A 21,718-nucleotide genomic window follows, 5' to 3' on the forward strand; every position below is an offset into this window, starting at 1 on the left:
TCGCTAACAATTAACGTTTTACCAACCCTAAACATTGGGACAAGGGCTTGTTCGGCTAATTTATTAACTTACTCGGTATCTTATACAAGTGATGGGGTCGTAACAAGCAGTGTTGGGACAGTATCAGCAGCGGCTGCCGCAGCAGGGATTGTATCAGGAATACCGACAGGCACAAATGTTATAATGACCGCTACAAGCAATACAGGTTGTGTGGTAACCCAAACGATAAGTTCGCCAACATGTACTTGTCCGTTAGTAAATGCACCTGTTAGTGGTGGTAATCAAATTATATGTCTGGGTCAAATAATCCCATTCTTAACAGCAAATGTTGGAAATGGTGAAGTAGTAGAGTGGTACGATGCTATAAGTGGCGGTAATTTATTGGCAACTGGTTCAAGTTATACGCCAAGTGTTGCAACTGGTGGCATTTTTTATGCACAAGCCAAAAACACCACTACTAATTGCGTTAGTGCGACTCGTACTGCAATTTCTCTAACAATTAATGCTTTGCCAATACTAAACGTTGGAACAAGTGCTTGTTCGACTAATTTATTGACTTACTCGGTATCTTATACAAGTGATGGGGTCTTAACAAGCAGTGTTGGGACAGTATCAGCAGCGGCTGCCGCAGCAGGTATTGTATCAGGAATTCCAACAGGGACAAATATTATATTGACAGCGACAGGTAGTACAGGTTGTGTCGTAACTCAAACGGTAACTTCTCCCAATTGTAGTTGTCCAACAGTAAATGCACCTGTTAGTGGTGGCAACCAAACAATTTGTCAAAGTCAAACAATTCCACCTTTGACGGTAAGTGTTGGAACTGATGAAGCAGGGATGCCTGCCATAGTAGAATGGTACGATGCACCAAGTGGTGGCAATTTATTGGCAACTGGTTCAAGTTATACGCCCAATGTTGCAATTGGTGGCATTTTTTATGCACAAGCCAAAAACACGATTACTAATTGTGTTAGTTCGGCTCGTACTGCAATTTCGCTAACAATAAATGCTTTACCAACACTTATAGAAGGCACAAAAACTTGTTCACCCGACTTATTGACTTATAGCGTTTCATTTACAAGTGATGCAACAAATATCACAGCCGCAGCAGGGATTGTTTCGGGGACAATTGTAAAAGATATTCCAAAAGGAATGAATGTAGAAATCACAGCAACTTCTTCAACTGGATGCCAAAATAAAATAAATGTAACAGCTCCTTCTTGTGTTTGCCCAACTGTTACAAGTCCAATTTCGGGTGGTGATAAAACAATTTGTAAAAATGAAACAATTCCAACATTATCTGTTACCGTTGGAACTGGTGAGATTGCTGATTGGTATGATGCTTCAATTGGTGGAACATTGCTATTAGCAAATTCGATTATCTATACACCATCAATAGAGCAGTATCCACTGGGGGGCGTTTTTTATGCAGAAACAAGAAACACTACAAATAATTGTTTAAGTGATGCACGAACTGCGGTCAAATTAATCATTAATCCTATCGGTGCTACTCCTACAATTATTGCTTCAAAAAATCCTCTAATATTGGGTGAAACAGCAACATTGAGTATCACAAATTGTATTGGAATTATTACATGGAATACTGGTGAAAGTGGAATGAATATTTCTGTAACACCAACAGCAACCACTGAATATTCGGCTATTTGTACGGCAAATGGTGGTTGTATTGGTGGAAATGGTAAAATAACAGTCAATGTATCAGTTCCAAAAATTGAAGTAAAAGCTTCTCCTACTATTGTTTGTATCGGTGGTTCAACAACTTTGAGCATGACTGGTTGCCCAAGCAATGATATTTATTGGACTTCTCCAGAATATGGGCGTAGAAACGAAATTACTCCTCTTTACAATGGAATTGTTCAAGCGGGTTCATTTACTGGGCATTGTGTAACAAGTGCTGGCGAAAGTACGACTACCATTGGTATTGATATTCGACAAGCACAAGATTTTCAAATCATTGCCTCAAGGAATTCAGTTATTTTAGGAGAATCAACCATTTTAAGTACAACTGGTTGCGATGGTGTGGTAAGTTGGCAAAATGGACAAGCAAACGGAAATCCAATCACAGTTTGGCCAACGAACAGATACACTGATTATGTGGCAGAATGTATAAGTCCAAACGCTTGTGGTGGAAAAGGTAAAATAACAATTGAGGTAAAACCACCCATTATTCAAGCCACTGGAAAAGATGTCTGTTGGGGTTCAACGGCTACACTTGGTCAGAGTGGTTGTACTACCTCATTTTATTGGGTCGTTTGGCATAATGATGATTTTATGGATGCCAAACCTATTGAGAATCCCAATTCATACTTAATTACACAGAAGACTAATTTTAGGGTCATGTGTTCAACTTCAGTTGGTGAAGGTGCGGGAGATATAACGATAAATCCAATTTCATTGCCCAACAAACCTGACATTGGCAGCGAAAGAACGACCTATTTCTTAGGTGAAACGGTAAGAATTGGCACTGGTGGATGTAACGGCTCTGTCAGATGGTCAACTGGTGAAAATGATATAAATACCATTGAAGTTAAGCCAAGACGTAGCTCAAAATATAGTGTTACTTGTGTAGGTGGCTATGGTTGTACCAACTCAAATGAGATTGAAATCACAATGAAAACGCCATCACCAACGGCTATAGACCAAATAATCTGTTATGGAGATACTGTAAAATTGGTCAGTGGCTGCATGACTGGCACGGAAGTTCATTGGACAAAAAATTGGATGGATATTCCAAATCGAGTGGAAGTACCCGAAGGATTTCAAGAGCGAATAACCGAATCAAATACTTATGCCGTATCGTGTTATGATGCTGAAACTGGTTGGAGTGAAGCAGTTGCTATCAAAGTTACCGTCAAAGCAAAAATAACGCCCCTAACAATTACAGCCAAAGGTATTGAAAAAACTGCAATTATTGTCAAAGGCGAAACAATTGAATTATTCGCAAGTGCCTGTAATCGGACTGAATGGAGGGTAGAAAGCGTTTCAATGGCTGATACTGTGAATAAAATTCAAGTAAAACCTTTACAAACAACTATTTATCATGCTCGCTGTTTTGTCGATGGTTGTTACAGCGAATGGAATCAATTTAAGATTTATGTAAGACCTAAAATGCCTGTTGTAACTGCCAGTGCAGATACTTTATGTATTGCGGCCGCTGCTGCGGGTTCTTCAACATCCATTACCGCAAAAAAATGTGAAGATGGCGGTTTGTTGGTTTGGTTAAATAATCAAGATTTAAAAGACCTTTCATTTACAGTTTCACCCAAATCAGATATTACTTACAAAGCTATCTGTGTAGGATTCGACTCGACGGAACGTCGCCCGTTAGTTTCAGATACAACTACAACTTTTATCAAAGTTTATCAAACTCCAAAAAAGCCAATGATTAGTGGAAATTTAATCATTCTTGATGGTGAGAAAACCACACTAATTGCCAGTGGCTGCGATGAAAATTTACTTTGGAATACAGGAGAGAAATCACAAAGTATTACAGTTAGACCAGAGAAAAACACGGTTTATTCTGCTATATGTGGTATTTGGCAATGCGTATCTGATACCGCATCAGTCAAAGTTAGAGTAAGACCTCGCCGAATTGAGATTGAAACGAGCAATGGCATTCGTGGTTATTCAATTACTGATACGCTTTGCTTGAATAAACAATTGACCATTTCGAAATTGACTTCTTGTAATGGCACAATTGTCTGGTCAAATGGTCAAAGTGGCGAAAAGATTGAGGTTACTGGCACACTGGGTGAAACGCAAAAGTATAGTTTGTACTGCATCAATGCTGATAATGAAAAATCAGATGAATCAACGGCTACCATTGCAGTTTTGAATTATAACATCAATGAAGCGATTGCCTACCCAAACCCGACTTCTGGAAAATTATATATCAAATCGAAAGGCTGCATTGATGGGGTAAAACTCATTCTTTATAGCCAACGAGGAGAAATACTTTACGAAGGTGGCGGGCAAGAAAGATACTTAGATAGCATTGTAATCGACTTGTTCAATTTACCATCAGAGACCTACATTTTGTATATCGTTGGCACGGATGGAAACAAACCTGTCACCTTAAAAAAACGCATTATTAAAGTCAATAACTAAAACATTCACTAATTCCTTGTCAACTTGATTGACAAGGAATTTAAACAAAAAATTAGATGAAAAATTTAAAAATGATTGGCTTGCTATTTTTAGTAAGTCTTCAAAGTATAGCACAAGCCTATACTCCAGTTAATCCGAATCGAGTTTTAGTCGGTGCTTTTCCTTTTCAAAACTTCACTTACGATGCTCGAAGTGCGGCATTGGGCGAAGCAGGGATTGCGATTTCACCCGATGCCAATAGTGGCTTAATGAATCCTGCAAAATTAGTATTTCTAAATGCTTCAAAAGACAGTTCAAAAAAGGAAAAACCCTTTGGAATTTCTCTGCATTATACGCCTTATTACATAAATCTCATTCAAGGAATGAATCTGCATGCCTTGAACACTTTTAAGGTCAAAAATAATCATGCCTTTGGACTAACAGTCAAGTATTTTGATGCTGGCGGTGTGGAAATTCGTAATCAAAAAGGCATTTTTCAAAGGAATTTTGCTTCAAAAGAGTTTTCCATTGCTGGTTTTTATGCCAAGCAATTGAAAAATAATAATTGCTTTTCTGTGGGTTTGAAATATATCCATTCGGACTTGTCGGCTACGATAAAACCAGTAAATACCATTGCTGGAGATTTGTATTTCTTTCATAACAGCCCCCTAACCCCCAGTGGGGGAACAAAAAAGTATTGGCTAAATTACGGAGCTTCATTGACAAACATTGGCGGGAAAGTTTCATACAACGATTATAAAAAGCGGACTTTTCAATCAACCTTGCTAAAGCTCGGTGCTGCACAAAATTTTATTCTTGGAAAGAAGCATAATGTTTTAATATTTACCATTGATGCCAACAAATTATTAGTGCCTACACCTTCCATTCGGAATTTCAAAAATGAAGTAATTGCAGGCAGAAATGAGGAAAACATTACAGGTATTGGTTCAATTTTTCAATCATGGACTACTGCACCAGACGGTTTGTGTGAAATTATGAGAGAAATTTCCTTTTCAATGGGTACGGAATTTCAATTTCGAGAATTCCTTTATGCTCGTGCGGGCTATTATACCCAAAACAAACGAAAGGGAGATATACATTATATCACGTTGGGTTTGGGCGGTAAATTTAAGAATTTTGGTTTGGATTTATCTTATTTGATTCCGAATAAACAGAATATAATTTTGTCAAATGCCTTTCGTATTTCATTGAATTATTGCCCTTTCAAATAATTTATCTTACGTGCTTTTCTATAAATTTGGTAGCCCTACTTATGTGGGGCTATTTTACAAACTTTAAAAAAATGGAACTAAAAGGGACAATAGTGAAAATCAAAAATATTGAGGTTATTTCTGCAAAAACTGAAAATACAAAAGATTTTCAGAAAAGAGAATTTTGGTTACGAATTACCAATGAAAAGTACGCACAGACAATAAATTTAGAGCTTCACGGTGAATCTGTTGCCGCATTGGATTATTTCACCGAAGGACAAGAAATAATTGTCTCAATTAATCTAAAAGGTAGAGTTGTTGATGAAAAATGCTTTAATACCTTGCAAGCTTGGCGGATTCAAGAGGTGAAAAAATCTTAGCTTGAAACGTGAAAATCAGTAAAATTAATCATGAATTTCTTGTAAAATGACTTATTTTTATGCCTTTCCTGATATGTGTGGGTTTAATTGGCTGTGCATTTGATGGAATCAATAGGCTATTTAGACAGGTGAAAAAAGATGTACATGAGGGATAGATACCAAATTTTAGAATCAAGTTTAACCTCTCAGATTATCCAAAAATCTTCTTCCAAGTACCTTTAATAAGGTTATATTTCAAAGTGCTTGGAAGTGCTTGCCAAAAATATTTGTTGATTTCTACCGAAAATGATGGCTGCATATAACAGTTAATCACACTACCTTCACATTCTTTTAACTTGCCTTCTAAAGCAACAATTTGTTGTACTTCTTCTGAATTATATAAATTGAAAAGTTCATCATTTATTACAAAATCTTTTGTGCCTAAATGGTAACAAGGAAGCACTAATTTATTTTCTGGAGAAATAACAATCGTAGAAGATGCCGCTTTACAGACAGGATTTTTGATGTTATTTCCACCGTTTTTTCGGAGTGATATAAAGGCTTTATTCAAATACACGTTTTTTTGTTTGCCCCACCATAAAAGCTTGTTAAAGCTATCTCCAGTTTCTACTTGGTTATAGTTGAAGACTGGATTTAGAATTAAAACTAAATCATTTGGTTGTGAGATTTCTTTCCAAACCCTTTCAATCTTATCAATGTTTTGTTCAAAAACTGTAAATAAAATATCAGGTCGTTCACCTAATTCTTTTGCTCTTCTAATAGAATCTATTAATTTATCAAAGCATTTTACCCCTCTTGAAGCATTGTGTTCATCTTCATTGGGAGAATCAAGCGAAAAATGCAGCATATCAATTTTACCTTTTAATCGCTCGGCATATTTTTGGTATAAAAGACAGTTTGTTGTTACAGTAGTAAACATTCCTGCTTTTTTGCTTCGCTTAAAAGCAAATCTAATTCTCGGTGAAGAAGTGGTTCTCCACCTGTAAAATCAATAATTTTGACGCCTAATTTTTTAAGGTCTTGTAGGTTTTTTTTGAAATTTTCGAGGGTAATATAAGGCGATGGTTTTTCCCAAATATCACAAAAACTACAAGTAGCATTGCAGCGATAAGTTACGTAATAGTTGCAGAGTATAGGGGGCTTAATTAGCCTCATTATAAAATTCGTGAATTCTTAAAATCCTTCTAAATTTTCCAAAAAATAGAGGCATTTTAATGAAATAAGTGCAGAATACCATCAGAATATTATTCATACTCCCCATTTTCCCATTTTTCAAATTCTTCATATAGCCAATTTACATACTCTAAAAGGTTCTGTTTAACAGTTTCAGTATCTGCCCCAGATTCTATTTCTAAACCTTTTGGAGAAACAAAAATCTTTTGTTGAGCCGCTAATAACCTATAAACTTCATAATATTGGTGCATCAGAATATCACGAGAAAAATTAAAATCATATTCTACAGTATTCTTGTCAATATATGTATCTTTTGGAAAGCCAACTATATCAATAATAATATCTAAATTATTCACACAAATACCTGCCAATTCGACTCCTTTCTTTACTAATTCGTCAAACAAACATTGCTGTTTATACTCTTCAAAAAGAAGATTTACTAAATGTTCTTTCATTTTGTAATATGTCATTGATTAAATTTAGTAAAGAACAAAATGGTATATTATAAATATTTAGTATAACATATCAAAGTAATGGAAAAACCCGTTTTGAGAAAAAGTACCGAATAATAAATTTATATTTCGCCGAACACTTATTTCTTATATATTTGGGAGATATTGGAACTGTAATTAGGGGGTTAAGCCAAAAATTAGCTACTCTAAACTAAAACTTGAATCTTGCAAAGTAAAAATGAGTCTGTTTTCAAACAAACTATAAATAATGCCAAATTTTAAATTTCTGATGCTTAATTTAGTATCTATTAAGCAAACAAAAAAATGTAGCGATAATAATTCTTCAAAAAATCAAAAATGAATATTATTTCTTGGTAAATGCTTATGAATAAAAATGCAAAAATTTACATTGCTGGTCACAAAGGTATGGTTGGTTCAGCCATTCTAAGAAATCTTGAAAATAAAGGATTTACAAATCTAATATTTAGAACATCAAAAGAATTGGATTTGAGAAATCAAGAAGCTACGCTTTCATTTTTTAAAGCAGAAAAGCCAGAATATGTCTTTTTGGCTGCTGCCAAAGTAGGAGGTATTATAGCCAATAATACTTTAAGAGCAGATTTTATATATGAAAACTTAGCTGTCCAAAACAACGTTATTCATAGTGCATATTTGCACTTGGTTAAAAAATTAATGTTTTTAGGCTCTTCATGTATTTATCCCAAATTGGCTCTACAGCCATTAAAAGAAGAGTATTTACTCACAGGTTTACTTGAATCTACAAATGAACCCTATGCTATTGCTAAAATTGCTGGTATAAAATTGTGTGAAGCATACAGAAGTCAGTATGGTTGTGATTTTATATCTGTGATGCCTACTAATTTGTATGGTTCAAATGACAATTATGATTTGCAGAACTCACACGTCTTACCCGCAATGATTCGAAAATTTCATGAAGCAAAAACAAATAAAGACAATTTCGTAAACTTATGGGGTTCAGGTTCACCTTTAAGAGAATTCCTCCATGCCGATGACTTGGCTGATGCTTGTGTTTTTTTAATGCAAAATTATAGTGAAGAAGGCTTTGTAAATATTGGCTCTGGTGTTGACCTAAGCATCAAGGCATTAGCAGAGTTGATTAGAGGTATTGTAGGTTTTAAAGGCGAAATAATATGGGATACAACGAAACCAGATGGAACTCCACGTAAACTGATGGATGTTACCAAACTTCATAACTTAGGTTGGAAACATACAATAACATTGGAGGAGGGCGTTAATTTAGCATATCAAGATTACTTAAAGAATTTTGGGTAATAATCTTGGTATTGTTATATAACGTAGTTTGTGTCAACCTTTTTTTGAATTATAATAGAAATGAAAATATCAATCGTCACTGCAGCATATAATTCGGCAGCAACAATTAGAGAAACCATAGAAAGCGTTCTTTCTCAAGACTATCCCAATATTGAATATGTTGTTGTTGATGGAGGTTCAAAAGACGGAACTGTCGAAATCTTAAAATCTTATGGTGATAAAATTAAATGGGTTTCCGAAAAAGACAGTGGTATTTTTGAAGCCATGAGTAAGGGTGTAAAAATGGCAACTGGAGATGCGATAGGTATAGTGGGCTCAGATGACTTTTACCCAGATAACAAAGCAATTAGTAAAATTGTAAAAGCATTTGAAGAGTCAAATGCAGATTCAGTTTATGGCGATTTACATTATGTCGATTCTGTGGATACCAATAAAATAACCAGGAACTGGAAGTCAGGCAATTATAGTCGTGAGCGTTTTTTGAGTGGTTGGATGCCGCCACATACAGCTTTTTTCTTAAAAAAATCAGCCTATGAGGCTTATGGCTTATATGATTCATCATTCAGATTTGCTGGAGATTATGAATTAATGCTGAGAATGTTATATAGGTATAAAGTTTCTTCCTATTATATCCCTGAGGTCTTAATGAAAATGAGGGCTGGCGGAAATAGTAACGGCTCGATAAAAGGTCGAATAAAGGCTAACATTGAAGACAGGTTAGCTTGGAAAAAGAATGGTATTAAACCTCGTTGGTACACGTTATATGTTAAGCCCATTTCAAAAATCATTCAATGGTTTGTTTGATTTATTATTTTGCTTCCACCCAAAAAACGTCTAAAAAATTAATAAATGAAGAAAGCCCTAATCACAGGTGTAACAGGACAAGATGGAGCCTATTTGGCTGAGTTTTTATTAAACAAAGGATATGAAGTACATGGAATCAAACGTCGTAGCTCTTTAATTAATACTCAACGAATAGATCATTTATATGAAGATTTACACAAAAAAGATGTAAAATTTATCATGCACTATGGTGATTTATCAGATTCTACCAATATTATCCGTATTATTCAAGAAGTACAACCTGATGAAATCTACAACTTAGGTGCGATGTCACATGTAAAAGTTTCCTTTGATGAACCTGAATACACTGCACAAGTAGATGGAATTGGGACATTGCGGGTTTTAGAAGCCGTAAGATTATTAGGATTAAGTCAAAAAACAAAGATTTATCAAGCCTCCACTTCTGAATTATATGGTTTAGTCCAAGCAGTACCACAGTCTGAAACTACCCCTTTCTATCCACGGTCTCCTTATGCTGTCGCTAAACTATATGCCTATTGGATAACAGTAAATTATAGAGAGGCTTACAATATGTATGCTTGTAATGGTATTTTATTCAATCACGAATCTCCTTTGAGAGGAGAAACATTTGTAACTCGAAAGATAACACGTGCAGTAGCTCAGATAGCTTTGGGTCAGCAGGATAAATTGTTTTTAGGTAATTTAGATGCACAAAGAGATTGGGGACATGCCAAAGATTATGTAGAAGCAATGTGGTTGATTCTACAGCAGGAATATCCAGAAGATTTTGTTATTGCAACTGGTATTACAACACGAGTGAGGGAGTTTGTCCGAATGGCTTTTGCTGAGGTTGGTATCGAAATTGAATTCGAAGGAGAAGGTGTTAATGAAAAAGGGATAGTTGCATTATGTAATAATCAATTGTATCAATTGCCAATTGGAAGTATTGTACTAGAAGTTGACCCAAACTATTTTCGCCCTACTGAAGTCGACTTATTAATAGGTGACCCTTCTAAATCTAAAACAAAACTTGGATGGGAGCCTAAATACAATTTATCGTCTTTAGTTAAAGACATGATGCAAAGTGATGTGGCATTATTTTCTAATCGGTAAATAATTTTTTTAGAAATGATAAATCAATTTATCTTGTTTTTTATAACTCATTGCTGTCCAGTTCTTTATGTATAATTGGGAGCTTTTTGAGTATGTTACAATATACCGAATAATAAATATATACATTTTTTTATTATTATTATCCATTGTTATACTACTTTTACATTACGAAAATAACAGCAAATCTAAATTATATTATTTTTAGTGAGCTTAATATTTTTACTTATTCAAAAAAAATTTTTGCTATGAATTTACAATTATATAAAAACCATTTCGTCCCTACTTTTTTCTTCCAACCTTTAAGAAAAGAATATCTCAAAAATCTGATTTTGCTTCGTTTATTTGACAACTATGATAACTTTTTGATGTCACGTTGCTTGAATTTCAATTGTCAATATAACAAAAATTTCTAATAGATCCCCCATCTTGAAAATCGGGGGTAGTTATAAAATGGTTTTGTTTCTACATTAATCATTTCTTAAGTAATTATCCAAAATGCTATAAAATTGATAAGTTCGTAATTATGAACTTAAAAGTCAATATTTAGCGGGTCGAGTAAAGCCCCTCAAAAAATTGGGAAATGAATTTAAAAATAGAATTAAGAGAGGAATTATGCTAATTTGTAAATTCACAACCTAATGACTCAAAGAATTTAATATATAGATTAAAAGTAGTTTTTTAATTATAAGCTCCACAAATGGGACTGAAAGGGCGGAGCTTTAAAACAAATAATAAACATTTTATAATGGCTTGGTTCGTACTATACACTAAATCACATAATGAAAAAAAAGTTGCAGAAAGCCTTACTAAACAAGGAATTGAGGTGTTTTGTCCAACAATAAAAAAAGAACGAAAATGGTCAGATAGAATAAAAGTTATTGAAGTTCCTTTGTTTAAATCTTATTGTTTTGTAAACCTTGAAGATAAAGATAGACAAAAGGTATTTGGAGTTTCTGGAGTAGTTCGCTATCTGTTTTGGTTAAAAAAGCCCGCAATAGTTAAGCAAGAGGAAATTAATATTATTAAAGATTTATTAAATGAATTTGATCATACATCAATTGAAGTCGTAGATTTTCAAATCGATGATACAATAGTAATTAACTCAGGTGTATTTTCGGGTAAAGATGCATTGATTACTAATAAGCAAGGAAAAAAAATAGTAGTAAAAATAGAATCTCTAAAGATGTTTATCTCTATAGATTTGAGTATAAATAAAATCAAAAAGAAGGATAATTATTAAGTATCATTTATTAACAGTACGAGCAGTAATAACAAATAATTTCTAAATATGAAGTCTATAAAATGGGACTTAAAGGGCGAAGCTGTAACAATAAGTGAAATTACCAACTGTGCATAATATAAAATTTTATGAAAAATTTGCTTAGTATTAAAGAAAACTCTTTATTTTTGGCGATACTTAACTCTCGCTCTCCGATGATTTTTTATTTCAAAAAAGTAAATACTACAAAAAACATTTTTTTGATTGCAATAAGTGCTGTTTTTATTAATCTATCTTCATGTACAACCATTCAACGAGTACCGCCACCCAAATTAGGATATTTTCAAACGGATAGTGTTTCATATCCTGCTTACATTAGTACTCAAAAACCTAAAGTTACAGTTATTCAGAAAGATGATATCTTAGCAATCATTGTAAATAGTCTCAACGTTGAGTCAAATGAAATACTTAATTTTACTAATGTAAATACTCTACCTGTTTCTGTATTTTCAGGTAATGTAGGTGGTGGCGTTCAACCATTAGGTTATCCAGTAGATTCTTTGGGTTTTGTAAATATCCCTCTTATTGGTAAATTAGCACTTGGAGGATTGACATTACAGAAAGCGGAAGAACTTATTAAAACAGAACTTGAAAAAAGCATAAAATCTCCAGTTGTTAATCTCCGCTTTATGAATCATAAGTTTTCTATGTTGGGAGAAGTGAACGGAGTAGGTACTTTCAATTTATTAGATGACCGTACAACTATCATTGATGCCATTGCCTTAGCTGGCGACTTGTCGATATTTGCCAAAAGAGATAGTATTGTGGTAATTCGAAATATTGACAATAAACGAGAAATTGGGCTTGTAAACATAAGTGACAGGTCTGTTTTTGCATCGCCTTACTTTTATCTTAGAAATGGTGATATTATTTATGTTGAACCAACAAAGCACAAACTCGTTCCTGAAATTCCTTTTCAGCAACAACCGCCCCCAAGTCTTATATTACAAAGATTACCATTATATCTTAGTTTAGTTTCATTTTTGGCAATAATAGCCAATCTTTTTAAGTGATAGATAATTGTATCATTTATCTAAATAAATTCAAGAAACTATCTAATTAATAACAATCGTTCCTATGACCGAAAATAATATTTTTAACGAAGAACACGAAGCAGATTTCGATATTTTAGGTTTCCTGTTCAAGTATTTACGCTATTGGTATTGGTTTCTACTTACTATGATACTTGGATATGTTGGTGCATATTTGTATTTAAAACAATATACCCCAATTTATAAAGTCAATGCAACATTGCTGATTAAAGATGAAAAAACGAAGAAAAAAGGCGGTGATCTGATTGATGACTTCTCAGCATTAGGTAGTAAACAAATGGATAACGAAATTGAAGTACTTCGTTCAAGAGCATTAATTGGAAGAGTAATTGACGCATTAAATCTTACAGTAACCTATTGGCATGAAGCAAGAAGTCGAGACAAAGAGCTTTACAGCGACGTCCCAATAAAAGTCATTGTAAAAGAAATAAAAGATTTTGCTTACAGTAATCCTTTTTATATAAAGTATGTTTCAGAGAATCAATATCAAATACTTGACACTAAAAAAAATGTTGTTGGAAAATTTGATTTTAGCCAATTAATTCAAAGCCCTTATGGTCAATTTAGAGTTTTCAGAAATAAAAATATAACCCCATCCACAGATCCAATTAAAGTAATTTTTCAGTCTCATGAAGGTTTAGTTAATGGCTTGGTCGGGGGAATTCAAATAGCACCTTTAAGTAATAAGACTTCGTTTATTTCTTTAGGAATTGAAATTGCGTTGCCGGATAAAGGAAAAGCAATATTAGGAAAGCTTTTAGAAGAATATGCTTATACATCTTTGGAAGACAAAAACCGAGAATCAACCAATACGCTAAGATTCATAGAAGAAAGGCTCAAATTAGTTACAAGCGAGTTAGGAAATGTAGAGCAAGATGTTGAACAGTATAAACGAGTGCAAGGTATCACGGATTTAAGCTCAGAGGCAAGTTTGTTTTTAGGAAAGGTAGAAGAAAATGATGCCAAACTTAATGAATTGGATGTACAAACTAAAGTGCTGTCAGGGGTAGAAGGTTATATTAACAATTCTGAAGCGGGCAATCTTGCACCTGCTACTTTAATGGTCAATGATCCTGTTTTGAGTGGATATATAACACAATATGCACAATTGGAGTCGGAAAGAGCAAAGTTGGCTCGTTCTGTACAACCGGGAAACCCTCTATTGGAAACAGTTAATGGCCAAATGAGAAATGTCAAGCAAGCCATTCGAGAAAATATTAATAATCAAAAGACAAACCTTGATGTTAGTCGAAACAATTTGAAAAGGTTAAATAATCGTCTTGAAAGTTCCATTTCAACCATCCCTCGTAAAGAAAGAGAGTATGTTGGTATCAAAAGACAAGCAGGGATTAAAGAGAATCTATACTTATTATTATTTCAAAAAAGAGAAGAGACAGCACTCTCTTATGCTTCTACAGTTACTGATAGTCGCATTGTTGACATGCCATACGATACTGGGGGGCCGATTAAGCCTGATAGAAAAAATATCTACATGATGGCATTACTTATTGGCTTAGCAATACCTTTTGCCTTAATTTCCATTAAAGAATTATTAACAAATACTGTTCAATCTAAAAAGGAAATAGAACGTAAAACAGGCTTGAAAGTATTTGGTGAAATTTCACTTAAACCAAAAGAAGATCAAAGTGAAATCATAGATGCTAGTAGCAGAAGTTTTGTGAGTGAACAAATAAGGATGATTCGTTCCAATTTGCAATATCTTATAGCAGATAGTAAGGATGGGATTGCAAGTACAATTCTATTCACTTCGTCAACAAGTGGAGAGGGGAAAAGTTTTGTAACGCTTAATATTGCAACATCTTTAGCATTATTAAATAAAAAGGTAGTTATTCTTGGATTAGACCTTCGTAAACCCAAAATCAATGATTATTTGGAAATAAACAGTAAGAAAGGAATGTCAAATTTCTTAATTGGTAAAGCCCAAATTGATGAAATAATTCAAAAAACAAAAATTGATAATGTTTTCTTGATTCCAAGTGGTCCAATTCCACCAAATCCATCTGAATTAATTTCCAATGGTCGAATTAAAGAATTGCTTGAAATACTCAAACATTCATTTGATTATATACTTATTGATACCCCGCCTTTAGGTTTAGTTACTGATGCAACACTTTTAGCACCCTATGCCGATATATGTTTTTACATTATTAGGCATGAAAAAACCCCAAAACAATTCCTTACAACCATTCCAGAATTGATTAGAAAAAAAGTTTTCAAATCTATCAACATAATTTTTAATGCTGTAAATCATAAAAATTCTTCTGAGTATGGATATGGATATGGATATGGATATGGATATGGATATGGCAACGGGTATTATGGAGAAGAAATAAGCAAAAAAGGCTGGTTAAAGATATTGTTTTCAAAAAAAAGTAGTAAATAAGATGATATTGTCGGTAAAAAGCCGATATCTCAATGAGTCTTTATATTCTTTCTAAGAAGTTGTTTATAAAAAAAGTTTAATTTCTATAATTTCAGACTCTTTTCAAGCGAAAACCTAAAACAAGTTTTCATTATCGTATGATTAATTCTGGCAATAGCCAAAAAATTAAAATTGGAATAATTGGGTTAGGTTACGTTGGGCTTCCACTTGCGATTGAATTTGGCAAAAAGTATTCTACTGTAGGTTTCGATATCAAGAAAGACCGAATCAAACAATTACTCGCTGGTTATGACTCAACTCTTGAAATGGAGAAAGACGTTATATTATCAACTAAAAATTTAACTTTTTCGTTTGATGCAGAAGATTTACAAAGTTGTAATATATTTATTATTACAGTCCCAACCCCCATTGATGATTTCAAGAAACCAGATTTAAGTTATTTAGTTAAAGCATCCACCATGGTGGGTAAAATACTTAAAGAAGGTGATATTGTCATTTATGAATCTACAGTTTATCCAGGATGTACAGAAGAGGATTGTGTGCCAGTTTTAGAGAAATACAGCAAGCTGCAATACAATACGCATTTTTTTTGTGGATACTCGCCAGAGCGAATAAATCCTGGAGACAAAGAACGCACTCTTGCAAAAATTCTTAAAATCACATCAGGTTCAACGGTTGAAACAGCTACATTCGTAGATCAGCTATATGGTTCAATTATCACAGCAGGAACTTATAAAGCACCCTCTATAAAGGTTGCAGAAGCTGCCAAAGCCATTGAAAATGCTCAACGTGATATTAATATTTCCTTCGTAAATGAACTGGCTTTGATATTTGACCGAATGGGTTTAGATACCAATGAGGTACTTGAAGCAGCCGGCACTAAATGGAATTTTTTAAAGTTTAAGCCAGGATTAGTAGGCGGTCACTGTATAGGTGTTGACCCTTATTATTTGGTGCATAAAGCCCAAAGTTTGGGTTATTCGCCACAGGTTATCTCTTCTGGACGTTTGGTAAATGATGCTATGGGAGGTTTTGTCGCTAAGAAAATTCTTAAAAAATTAATAGCAAATGGTTTACAATTACAATCTTGCCGAATACTCATTTTAGGTGTTACCTTTAAGGAAAATTGTCCTGATATTCGAAACACCAAAGTTATGGATATTTACCATGAACTCATAGATTTTGGTCTTGAAGTAGAGGTTTGTGACCCTTGGGCAAACCCATTAGAGGTTCACGACGAATTTGATATTCAACTTATAGATACACTCAATTTAAAAACTTACGACGGTATTATAGTAGCGGTAGCACATAATCAATTTTTATCTTTAGACCTTAAGAGTCTAAAGAAAGACATTCATTCAGTCGTTTTCGATATTAAATCTATCTTTGATAAAAAGATGGTGGATATCAGATTATAAATTTTTCTTCCCAAGTCCCATTTACTGGTAAGGATTCGTTCATTGAATAATTCTGTAATTATACCAAATAATACATTTCAAACGCTTAATCAGGAAGTGTTAGAGAGGGATTTTTCAAAAAATATCATACCATCATTTATTTGCAAATTTTCTCCTTTATCAACTTGGCATGTTATTCAGCTTGATGAAATAATTCAAAAAAAAATAGAAGTTAAATCACAAAACTTATATTTTGAAGATATACTTATTAAGAAACATAATCCTAATCTAATTTTCGAAAATGTCTCTAAAATCATTGACGAAAATCAGTTTTTTGCATTTAGAATAATTACTGCTGAAAATATTAAGCAGAGACTTCAATCAAATTTACCCCTTCATTTACTGACTATTTATTATCCATTTCACTTTTTCTTTAGAAGAGTATTACCTAAAACAAAAGGTTTTCGAAAAATTAGTAGGTTGCTAAACATACCAATAGATGTATCTAAATCTGAAATTTTAGGACGACTTATATATAATGGATTTAATATTGTTTCTTATAATGAAACAGATGAAGAAACGATTATTATTGCTAAAGTCAATTTTCAAAATAACCCAAGTCTAACAAAAACTCCGCCAAGTGAAGGACTAATGTTTAAAATGGTTAGAATGGGGAAAAATGCTAAAAATATCACAGTTTATAAATTTAGGTCAATGCATCCTTACGCCGAGTATGTGCAGGAATACATACATAACAATCATGGTTTGGATATTGGAGGCAAATTTAAGGATGACTTTAGGGTTAGTACAGGAGGTCGAATTATTCGTAAATATTGGATTGATGAGCTACCAATGATTTATAATTTAATCAAAGGCGATATAAAATTGATAGGAGTAAGACCAATAAGTGAACATTATTTTAATTTATACCCCGATTATTTAAAAGAATTAAGAGTCAAAACTAAGCCAGGCTTATTACCCCCATTTTACGCCGATATGCCTAAAACATTTCAAGAAATTGTTGACTCTGAAATGACCTATCTGCATGCGTATCAAAAAGCTCCTTTGATAACAGATTTTAAGTATTTGATGCGTATTTTAAATAATATATTCATCAAAAGAGCCCGTAGTCAATAAATAATTCAAGGTAATTACCGAATATATCTTATCAAAAATCTTGAATAATAATTAGTGTCCTCAATGAACCACAATAAAATAATGATGGTAGATTTAAAATCTCAATATTTGAGAATTAAATCTGAGATTGATTTAGCTATTCAAAACTGTATAGAAAATACCAATTTTATCAATGGACAACAAGTAAAAGATTTTGAACAAAAACTATCAACTCATTATCATTCAAACTATGTAGTTTCATGTGCCAATGGTACAGATGCTCTTCAACTTGCCTTGATGTCGCTTGATTTGCAAAGAGGAGATGAAATAATTGTACCTGCCTTTACTTATGTTGCTTCGGCAGAGGTGATTGGGTTACTTCAATTAACCCCCGTGATTGTTGATGTGGAGCCCGATACATTCAATATTAATGCAGCTATTGCAGCAGAGGGACTTAGTTCAAAAACAAGAGCCATCATTCCAGTTCATTTATTTGGGCAATGTGTGGAAATGAATAGCATTATGCAATTAGCTCATAATGAAGGCATTAAAGTAATTGAAGATACAGCCCAAAGTATTGGAGCAAGCTGTAAAATGACAGATGGTCAAAGTAAATATGCAGGTACTATTGGGGATATAGGTACAACTTCTTTTTTTCCATCTAAAAATTTGGGTTGCTACGGCGATGGGGGAGCAATGTTTACACAAGATGAAAACTTAGCTACAACATTACGGATGTTGGCAAATCACGGACAATCTAAAAAATATTACCACGAAATCATTGGTACAAATTCTCGTTTAGATACTTTACAAGCCGCTATTTTATTAGAAAAAGTAAAGCATATCGACCAATATAACCAAGCCAGACAAGCGGTTGCTCATTTTTATGATGAAGCACTTCAAAGCATTCAAGATATTATCATTCCATTCAGGAATCCATTATCAACACATGTATTCAACCAATACACCATCAAAGTACCTGCTGCATTGCGAGATAAACTGAAAGATTTTCTTCATACAAAAGGTATTCCGAGTATGATATATTATCCATTACCTCTTCATAAACAAAGTGCCTTTACTAAAATAAGTAAAATAATTGGTGGTTTACCAAATAGTAACGCACACTGCAACAGTGTTCTTTCATTGCCTATTCATACCGAAATGGAAGAATCGCAACTGAGTTATATTGTTGAAAATATGAAAGCCTTTTTCAAGAATAATTAATGATAAACTCAAATAATATATTTGTCCATGAATCCGCCTATATAGATGAAGGCTGTGAAATTGGCGAAGGGACAAAGATTTGGCATTTTTCACATATTATGTCAAGATGCAAAATTGGAATAGGCTGTAATATTGGACAAAATGTGGTAATCTCACCCGATGTAGTTTTAGGTAATAATGTAAAAGTTCAAAACAATGTATCAATCTATACAGGGGTGATTTGTGAAGACGATGTTTTTCTTGGCCCTTCAATGGTTTTTACCAATATTACCAACCCTCGAAGTGCCATCATTAGAAAAGACCAATACAAAAAAACTGTTGTTCATAAAGGAGCAAGTATAGGAGCTAATGCCACCATTATATGTGGAAATAATATTGGACAATATGCTTTAATTGGTGCTGGTGCAGTTGTTACCAAAGATGTTCCTCCCTATGCTTTACTTGTGGGTAATCCTGCCAAACAAATTGGGTGGGTAAGTGAGTATGGACATCGACTCAATTTTAGTAAAGAAGATGTTGCTCTTTGCTCAGAAAGTGGAGAAAAATATAAGTTATTTAAAGACCAGGTTATAAAACTGTAAAGAAAGTCAAAGTAATTACGCCATTCCCCTTAAATAAATGAAAACTTTTGCATTAATTGGAGCAGCAGGGTTTATCGCTCCTCGGCACTTGAAAGCAATCAAAGAAACTGGAAATACCTTGGTTGCAGCTTTTGATAAATTTGATTCAGTAGGTATTATGGATAGTTATTTTCCAGATACCCATTTTTTTACTGAATTTGAACGATTTGATAGGCATATTGATAAATTACGCCGAGAGGGAAATCCAGTTGATTTTGTAAGTATTTGTAGCCCCAATTACCTACACGATGCCCACATAAGATTTGGATTAAGGAATTTTGCTGATGTAATCTGTGAAAAACCACTTGTATTGAACCCTTGGAATATTGATGCTTTACTGGAAATAGAACGAGAATATGGAAAGAAAGTATACAATATTCTTCAGTTACGCCTCCATCCAAGTATTATTGCACTCAAACAGCGAATAGAGTCAGATACTTCAAATAAAATCTATGACCTTGATTTAACTTATATCGCTTCTCGTGGTAATTGGTACAATGCGAGTTGGAAAGGCGATGTAAGCAAATCAGGTGGGATAGCAACCAATATAGGCGTACATTTTTTTGATATGCTTACTTGGATATTTGGCAAGCCGAAACAAAATATGGTACATCTTCATCAAGAAAATAAAGCTGCTGGTTATTTAGAATTGGAAAAAGCTAAGGTACGCTGGTTTTTAAGCACAGATTATGAAACTTTGCCAAAATATATCAAATTAGCTAATAAACGAACTTTTCGGTCGATGGTTTTGGAAGGGGAGGAAATAGAATTTAGTGATGGATTTACAGATTTGCATACCCAAAGCTATGAGCAAATTTTGTTAGGAAACGGATTTGGTTTGAGTGAAGCATATCCATCAATTGAAATTGTACATGATATTAGGAATGCAAGAATTTCTCCGATTATGGGAGAAGAATGTCACCCATTTTTAAAGAACATTAATAAAGTAAGTAATGTCAATTGAAAAAATAAGTTTTAAACATTCAATTACGCCCAAAGACAAACTTTTTGATTTACGATTAAGTGATATCTGGCGATTTAGGGATTTACTCAGCTTATTCGTTTACCGAGATTTTGTAGCTGTATATAAACAGACAATACTTGGACCAATATGGTTTTTTATTCAACCTTTGTTTACGACCATTGTTTATACTGTAATATTTAGCAAAGTAGCGAAAATATCAACGGACGGTTTACCACCACTTTTGTTTTACTTGGCAGGTGTTAGCTCATGGAACTATTTTTCAGCGTGTTTTTCTAAAACTTCCAATAGTTTTACGGAGAATGCCCAACTATTTGGCAAAGTATATTTCCCAAGGGTGATTGTACCATTATCAGTCGTAGTAAGCAATTTATTGACTTTTAGTATCCAATTTTTACTTTTTATCTTATTATTAGGCTATTATTTGATTAAAGGAGTGAGTATTCATCCCAATATTTATATATTATTACTACCTATATTGGTGCTGATAATGGCATTTATGGGTTTGGGTTTTGGTATGTTAGTATCGGCATTGACAACAAAGTACCGAGATTTACAATTTTTAGTAACTTTTGGGATTCAATTAGCCATGTATGCTACCCCTGTAATTTATCCAACCTCTGTTATACCAGCTAAGTATCAGTGGATAATGACTGTCAATCCGATGGCTTCTATTATCGAAACTTTCCGTTATGCTTTTTTAGGCGTGGGCAGTTTTAGTTGGGAAGGATTGTTATATTCACTAACATTTACATTTACCATTTTCTCGCTTGGATTGATTATTTTTAATAACACTGAGAAGAATTTTATGGATACTGTGTAAAATCATGAATCGATGTGAAATTTGGAGGTAAAGAACAGCATAATATTTTGTATCATTTCAGTTTTACATTTTTCTGTTTTACATTTTGCGTCGGTACGCCGAAGCGTTTTACATTGAAAAACATACAGAACTTAAAAGCCCTCCCCAGAATTGAGGAAAGCTTATGAAGTGGGTATCATGAAAAAAGTAGCCAAACATAAAACTAATGCCTTTAATCCTCAATGATTGGGAAGTCTCTTGTGGACGAAAAAAACTTGCACAATTTCT

At 33.6% G+C, this 21,718-nt stretch carries 16 protein-coding genes and 1 pseudogene; 15 read left to right on the forward strand and 2 right to left on the reverse strand.

The genetic code is table 11. The features are described 5' to 3' along the window. From ACH2CJ_RS14130 to ACH2CJ_RS14140, 3 genes are all read left to right on the forward strand, one after another. Window positions 1–4,128, forward strand: a 4,128-nt coding sequence (locus ACH2CJ_RS14130; protein ID WP_394993581.1) for a hypothetical protein, incomplete at its 5' end; no start/stop codon positions are given. 56 nt (window positions 4,129–4,184) lie between these two features. Beyond that, window positions 4,185–5,339 (forward strand): type IX secretion system outer membrane channel protein PorV, encoded by a 1,155-nt coding sequence (porV, locus tag ACH2CJ_RS14135; RefSeq protein WP_394993583.1) that lies wholly within the window; start codon window positions 4,185–4,187, stop codon window positions 5,337–5,339. Window positions 5,340–5,410: 71 nt separating this feature from the next. Beyond that, window positions 5,411–5,698 (forward strand): DUF3127 domain-containing protein, encoded by a 288-nt coding sequence (locus ACH2CJ_RS14140; protein WP_394993585.1) that lies wholly within the window; start codon window positions 5,411–5,413, stop codon window positions 5,696–5,698. 190 nt (window positions 5,699–5,888) lie between these two features. Here ACH2CJ_RS14140 and ACH2CJ_RS14145 read toward each other — a convergent pair. Beyond that, window positions 5,889–6,853, reverse strand: a pseudogene (locus tag ACH2CJ_RS14145) (radical SAM protein). A gap of 89 nt (window positions 6,854–6,942) precedes the next feature. Next, a complete protein-coding gene (locus tag ACH2CJ_RS14150) occupies window positions 6,943–7,326 on the reverse strand; it encodes a hypothetical protein (RefSeq protein WP_394993587.1) in 384 nt (127 codons plus the stop codon). Window positions 7,327–7,707: 381 nt separating this feature from the next. Between ACH2CJ_RS14150 and ACH2CJ_RS14155 the strand changes: the two genes are divergently transcribed. The 12 genes from ACH2CJ_RS14155 (at window position 7,708) to ACH2CJ_RS14210 (ending at window position 21,451) form a co-directional block, all read left to right on the forward strand. Then, a complete protein-coding gene (locus ACH2CJ_RS14155; protein ID WP_394993589.1) occupies window positions 7,708–8,637 on the forward strand; it encodes a GDP-L-fucose synthase family protein in 930 nt (309 codons plus the stop codon). Between the two features lie 60 nt (window positions 8,638–8,697). Further along, a complete protein-coding gene (locus tag ACH2CJ_RS14160) occupies window positions 8,698–9,441 on the forward strand; it encodes a glycosyltransferase family 2 protein (protein WP_394993590.1) in 744 nt (247 codons plus the stop codon). A 45-nt stretch (window positions 9,442–9,486) separates the two neighbouring features. Beyond that, window positions 9,487–10,554, forward strand: coding sequence for a GDP-mannose 4,6-dehydratase (gene gmd, locus ACH2CJ_RS14165; RefSeq protein ID WP_394993592.1), 1,068 nt, complete (start codon window positions 9,487–9,489; stop codon window positions 10,552–10,554). Window positions 10,555–11,299: 745 nt separating this feature from the next. Beyond that, window positions 11,300–11,794, forward strand: coding sequence for a transcription termination/antitermination protein NusG (locus tag ACH2CJ_RS14170; protein ID WP_394993594.1), 495 nt, complete (start codon window positions 11,300–11,302; stop codon window positions 11,792–11,794). A 128-nt stretch (window positions 11,795–11,922) separates the two neighbouring features. Beyond that, complete coding sequence (locus ACH2CJ_RS14175; RefSeq protein WP_394993595.1) at window positions 11,923–12,846, forward strand: polysaccharide biosynthesis/export family protein; 924 nt, start codon at window positions 11,923–11,925, stop codon at window positions 12,844–12,846. Between the two features lie 64 nt (window positions 12,847–12,910). Next, window positions 12,911–15,289, forward strand: coding sequence for a GumC family protein (locus ACH2CJ_RS14180; protein ID WP_394993596.1), 2,379 nt, complete (start codon window positions 12,911–12,913; stop codon window positions 15,287–15,289). A gap of 137 nt (window positions 15,290–15,426) precedes the next feature. Next, complete coding sequence (locus ACH2CJ_RS14185) at window positions 15,427–16,707, forward strand: nucleotide sugar dehydrogenase (RefSeq protein WP_394993597.1); 1,281 nt, start codon at window positions 15,427–15,429, stop codon at window positions 16,705–16,707. Window positions 16,708–16,749: 42 nt separating this feature from the next. Beyond that, window positions 16,750–17,823, forward strand: a complete 1,074-nt coding sequence (locus ACH2CJ_RS14190; protein ID WP_394993599.1) for a sugar transferase — start codon at window positions 16,750–16,752, stop codon at window positions 17,821–17,823. Window positions 17,824–17,886: 63 nt separating this feature from the next. After that, on the forward strand, window positions 17,887–19,026 hold the full coding sequence (locus ACH2CJ_RS14195; protein WP_394993600.1) for a DegT/DnrJ/EryC1/StrS family aminotransferase: 1,140 nt from the start codon (window positions 17,887–17,889) through the stop codon (window positions 19,024–19,026). Continuing rightward, window positions 19,026–19,607 carry an acyltransferase gene (locus tag ACH2CJ_RS14200; RefSeq protein ID WP_394993602.1) on the forward strand — a complete coding sequence of 194 codons (582 nt, stop codon included), beginning with the start codon at window positions 19,026–19,028 and terminating at the stop codon, window positions 19,605–19,607. Before ACH2CJ_RS14195 ends, ACH2CJ_RS14200 begins: the two co-directional genes overlap by 1 nt. A gap of 37 nt (window positions 19,608–19,644) precedes the next feature. Continuing rightward, the gene (locus tag ACH2CJ_RS14205) at window positions 19,645–20,610 is read left to right on the forward strand and encodes a Gfo/Idh/MocA family oxidoreductase (protein WP_394993603.1); all 966 of its coding nucleotides are present in this window, start codon (window positions 19,645–19,647) and stop codon (window positions 20,608–20,610) included. Continuing rightward, window positions 20,600–21,451, forward strand: a complete 852-nt coding sequence (locus ACH2CJ_RS14210) for an ABC transporter permease (RefSeq protein WP_394993604.1) — start codon at window positions 20,600–20,602, stop codon at window positions 21,449–21,451. The genes ACH2CJ_RS14205 and ACH2CJ_RS14210 overlap by 11 nt, the downstream gene beginning before the upstream one ends. Window positions 21,452–21,718 lie beyond the last annotated feature (267 nt).

Source organism: Emticicia sp. (genome assembly GCF_043780375.1).
Classification (GTDB): domain Bacteria; phylum Bacteroidota; class Bacteroidia; order Cytophagales; family Spirosomataceae; genus Emticicia.

Bases quoted from the DNA above. Each gene is read 5' to 3' on its own strand.
- porV (WP_394993583.1), top strand. From the start codon at position 4,185: ATGAAAAATTTAAAAATGATTGGCTTGCTATTTTTAGTAAGTCTTCAA.
- ACH2CJ_RS14140 (WP_394993585.1), top strand. From the start codon at position 5,411: ATGGAACTAAAAGGGACAATAGTGAAAATCAAAAATATTGAGGTTATT.
- ACH2CJ_RS14150 (WP_394993587.1), bottom strand. From the start codon at position 7,326: ATGAAAGAACATTTAGTAAATCTTCTTTTTGAAGAGTATAAACAGCAA.
- ACH2CJ_RS14155 (WP_394993589.1), top strand. From the start codon at position 7,708: ATGAATAAAAATGCAAAAATTTACATTGCTGGTCACAAAGGTATGGTT.
- ACH2CJ_RS14160 (WP_394993590.1), top strand. From the start codon at position 8,698: ATGAAAATATCAATCGTCACTGCAGCATATAATTCGGCAGCAACAATT.
- gmd (WP_394993592.1), top strand. From the start codon at position 9,487: ATGAAGAAAGCCCTAATCACAGGTGTAACAGGACAAGATGGAGCCTAT.
- ACH2CJ_RS14170 (WP_394993594.1), top strand. From the start codon at position 11,300: ATGGCTTGGTTCGTACTATACACTAAATCACATAATGAAAAAAAAGTT.
- ACH2CJ_RS14175 (WP_394993595.1), top strand. From the start codon at position 11,923: ATGAAAAATTTGCTTAGTATTAAAGAAAACTCTTTATTTTTGGCGATA.
- ACH2CJ_RS14180 (WP_394993596.1), top strand. From the start codon at position 12,911: ATGACCGAAAATAATATTTTTAACGAAGAACACGAAGCAGATTTCGAT.
- ACH2CJ_RS14185 (WP_394993597.1), top strand. From the start codon at position 15,427: ATGATTAATTCTGGCAATAGCCAAAAAATTAAAATTGGAATAATTGGG.
- ACH2CJ_RS14195 (WP_394993600.1), top strand. From the start codon at position 17,887: ATGAACCACAATAAAATAATGATGGTAGATTTAAAATCTCAATATTTG.
- ACH2CJ_RS14200 (WP_394993602.1), top strand. From the start codon at position 19,026: ATGATAAACTCAAATAATATATTTGTCCATGAATCCGCCTATATAGAT.
- ACH2CJ_RS14205 (WP_394993603.1), top strand. From the start codon at position 19,645: ATGAAAACTTTTGCATTAATTGGAGCAGCAGGGTTTATCGCTCCTCGG.
- ACH2CJ_RS14210 (WP_394993604.1), top strand. From the start codon at position 20,600: ATGTCAATTGAAAAAATAAGTTTTAAACATTCAATTACGCCCAAAGAC.